Origin of the sequence: Aliikangiella maris (assembly GCF_040719265.1) — a bacterium.
Lineage (GTDB): Bacteria > Pseudomonadota > Gammaproteobacteria > Enterobacterales > Kangiellaceae > Aliikangiella > Aliikangiella maris.
This window is the reverse complement of sequence record NZ_JBFDAH010000064.1, coordinates 1-4316: the sequence shown is the minus strand read 5'-3', so window position 1 is coordinate 4316 and position 4316 is coordinate 1. Positions and strand designations below refer to the sequence as shown.

At 38.0% G+C, this 4316-nt stretch carries 2 protein-coding genes; both read right to left on the bottom strand.

All coding sequences use genetic code 11. The annotated features are described in order from the left end of the window. Positions 1 to 852: 852 nt before the first annotated feature. Entirely contained in the window at positions 853 to 2772 is a 1920-nt protein-coding gene (locus ABVT42_RS21700) for a M28 family metallopeptidase (protein ID WP_353898036.1), read from the bottom strand. Positions 2773 to 3157: 385 nt separating this feature from the next. Then, positions 3158 to 4316: M4 family metallopeptidase (locus ABVT42_RS21695; protein WP_367024429.1), on the bottom strand; the 1159-nt coding region annotated here is incomplete at its 5' end.

Genomic DNA, 4316 nt, shown 5'->3' with positions numbered 1-4316 from the left:
GCCATTTTGTGCGTAGTTTTGTGCGGTGACAGTGTACTCACTGGCATTGGCTCCCATGGCCATCGCAGTTATCGACGCACCGACAACTGCTGTGAGCGTTTTTATTTTAAAAGTTTTTATCATGTGATGTCTCCAAAATACACTTGAAAGTGTTTTTATTATGTTGACGCATATAAAACAGACTGCTTGGTTTTTATTTGTATTTTTAAGTTTCTAAATCCCAAATCAGCACTTAAAAATAATTTTTTTAAATAAAAACTAAAATGTTTTCTTTATGCCGAAAGTCTATTTAATTATTAATTTATGAATAGACTTGTTGAGATACTATTTGAGGTAGGTTCTGCGTGCAAGCAGTGGTGTGAATATGTCACAACCCTAGTTTTGTGAAAAAATACACAAAAATATTACAAAGAATTTATAACCATATGATTTCTATGGCAAAAAATTTTCTTCTTGAAATGAATTTTCTATCGTAGTTATTTTTGTTCTTGTTAATTTAAAAAATAGAACGTTGAGCCGTGTTTTATTTTTTGAAAAAGAATTTTCGAGTAATTTGAAATGTGTTTTTGTTTGGTTCCGTATTATTTTTATTATCATAAAGTTTTGAATGTTTAAGGTTGACGTTAGGGCGCTTAGCTAATAAAGAAATGTTTTTTGAAAAAATAATTTAATGTTAGAAAAGAATAGAATTCAAGAATATCGATGAATGCTTGGTGAGTTTTAAAGTGAAAGAGCATTGTTAAAAAAATAAGATCTGTATTTAAAATATTGATCAAGTGAATTTAATAAAAAGATAAAAAGGCAAAATGCCTTTTTATCTTTGGTGTTACATTATTTAATCTAACACTAAACTTATTTGGCTAGAGGAATTGCTTTTACATTTAATGTTGCCCCCGATGAACTTGAGTAGCCATATAAGTCGATATACCAGGTTCCTGCTTGCGGGTTGTTAAAGGTACAGACTTCGTTATTACCATTTTTATACGGACGGCAGTCCCAGTTTGATGACGTCGACTGTGAACCAAAGTTAGTGTACAGATCGATATCGCCAGTGCCGCCTGAAATGGTGACGGTTAATGATTCATAACCCTCTTCTAATTGTTGTGTGTAATGAGACCATTGTCCACGATTTAATGAAATATTGTTAATAGATTCATCAATTGGATCAGGGCCAGGAACAGGATTATCATCAATAACATAATTGGCAACGATGCTCACACCTGAAAAGCTACTGTAAGCTTTAATTACGACATGATAAGTACCATTTGCTTGACTACCAGTGCAGGTTTCGTTGTTGCCACTTTTATAAGGGCGACAATCATAGCTGGAGCTCGTTGGTTTGCTACCAAATTTAACATATAAATCTGCATCACCTGATCCGCCACTCATTTTAAATTCAATGGCTCCTGCGCCTTCGGGTACATCAAAAGTAAAGGCCAGTTCTTCACCGCGATTTGCACTTAGGTTATTTTTAGCAACACCATTTTCCAATACGTTGTCTGGTTTTGGGTCGGGATCAGGATCGGGGTTAGTACCGGTAGAACCTTTCGCTAACTCTGCGGCAAAAGCGACTGACAATTTAGCAAATTTAATTGCATGGCTCGAATCAAAAGCAGTATCGTTTGATGTGTGAATCGAACGATTTGAATCATTAAAGTTTGACTCAAATGGCATTGAAGCGGGGAAACCTGCATTATGCCATGAAGCATGATCAGAACAAGCATAGCCACAACGATCATTTCCATAGGTTACGCCTGGCAGATAAGTGTCGATTAGCTGTTGCATGAACTGTGTTTGTGCACTATTTGTATAGTCGGTCATAAAAACAATATCATTGCTTGACGGTCCTTTGCGACCAGTCATATCAAATTGTGCAACCCCGACAACATTTTTATTTTGATAACTTTGTGCAATTGCTTTTGAGCCGCGTAATCCAACCTCTTCTGCAGCATAGCCCATTAGTTGAATTGTTCTCTTGGGTTTAAATCCACTAGCAACAATCGCTTTTAACGTTTCAGTTACAACGGCAATACCTGAAGCATTATCATCAGCTCCGGGGGCGCGGCCACCGCTGGGGTTTGAAGAGTTGATTGAATCAAGGTGGCCACCAATAACAACAATTTCATCGGGATTAGTTGTACCAGTAATAGTGGCAATAACGGAAGGCTGGTTCCAACTATGACTGAAAGTTTCTACTGAAATATCACTGCGTGAACTGCTGATCTCTTGCCATTTACTTTTAATCCAGTTAGCCGCATCGACACCGGTTTGTTGCGTGTAGTAACGATTGTGATAATTAGACAGTGAGTTGACAGTTGAACTTAAACCCGAGGTTGAAAGTTGATTTAAAAGTTGATTAACGCTGGTAGCGTTGTCAATGCTGTAGCTGACCATGACAGATGGCGCCATTTGTACTGGTCGTAATGCGTATGATTGTGCTTCTTCTAATGATTCATGAAAAACAAATCCACCACATCGGTTAAATTCGTCATGCATGATTTCACTTAGTGTTGAAATTTGTGACTCAGGCACCTGAACAATTGCTATATTACCATGCGAAGCGTTATGAATTTTGCTTTGCGAAAATGCAATACTCGCAGTGTGCTTTTGGTTAATGAGTGAATAGGCATCACTGCCAATTGAAATCCAGACGTTATTATCATTTTGTAAATTGGCATCTTGGCTGGTCAGGCTATTACTATGTGCCTGTAGCTGACAAGAAAGTACTGCGCCGGTAAGTGCAGCAATCGGTATTAATTTTCTTATATTCATGTTTTTCCTCTGTCCAACAGTTGGTTTTTATTTGAATGAAAGTGCGAGGTTGGTTCCTCTTTTTTGTTGTTTTTTTAGTTTTTATTGCTTTAAATTAACAATTGAAAACTGAAAAATTTATTTGCTGTTTTTATTTTTAGCCGTCAAATTGTTTTTTTATTTTTTATGAAATGATTTGTTTAATGTTATTCTTTATTGTTCTAATGTGCAAATTTCGAGTGGGACTGTATCACATTTTTTGTATGTTAATAATGCGTCTGTAGTTTGGTGATTTTTACTATTAAAGTTGTTATTTTTTATTGTTTTTTTTGATTGAGATTGTAGTTATTAAAATAAAAAAAGAGGGCGGAAGCCCTCTTTTTAAAGACTTAAACTCAGTTGCTAATTATGGATTAGCTTTTAAGTTAAGTGTGATCCCTGAAGCTGCAGAGTATCCGTATAAATCAATATACCAAGTGCCTGCTTGTGGGTTGTTGAAGGTACAAGTTTCGTAATTACCATCTATATATGGACGACAATCCCAGTTGCTGCTAGTTGACTGTGAACCGTAGTTAACATACATGTCAGCATCGCCAGAACCACCAGAAATTGTTACTGTCATTGATGAGTAACCTTCACCAAGTTGTTGAGTGTAACGCTTCCATTGACCATAGTTAACTGAAACGTTTGTTAATGTTTCATCAATTGGCTCTGGACCTGGTGGGTTAGTGTCACCATCATAGCTCGCTGTAATACTTACACCAGAGAATGAACTGTAAGCTTTTAAGCGAACGTAGTAAGTGCCACCCGTTTGGTTACCGGTACAGGTTTCATTGTTACCACTTTTGTAAGGACGACAATCGTAGCTTGAATCAGTCGGTGCTGAGTCAAATTTTACATACAGGTCAGCATCACCGCTTCCGCCGCTCATGTTAAAACGAACGTTGCTTGCACCAGCAGGTACTGGGAAAGTGTAGTTAAGCTCTTCACCACGGTTTGCACTTAAACCAGTTTTGGCAACGCCATTTTCCAGTTCATCTTTACCGCCAGGAGGTGGTGGGGGAGGAGGATTACCGGTTGGACAACTACCCACACCAACAGCACACCATGCCGTTTCAACCGCAGTTTTTTCAGCCGCACCGTATAAATCGTTAGCTGCATTTGCGGTTGCCGTACGTGCACCAGAGAAATTAGTGTTTTGGTTCATGTAGGTGGTTGCAGCACGATAGAATATCTTTTCTGCTTTAGCCATACCAATTGAAGGTACTTGTGCATTTGATTTATTACGAGGATGTGTTCCACCATCAACTAATAATACATAAGCCAGGTTACCAATACCTGAGTTCCAGTGAACACCACCATTGTCTAGTGTACCGGTGTATCTTTCTGGATACCAGTCTGTTGAACGACCGTCTTTGGTTGGGTTGTTCATGTAACGTAGTGCTTTACCCGGTGTGTTATATAAACCATCACCTAATAACCAGCTTGATGAAGTGGTACCATTGCGATAAGACTCAATGGTTACACCAAAAATATCAGACCAGGCTTCGTTTAACGCACCTGAT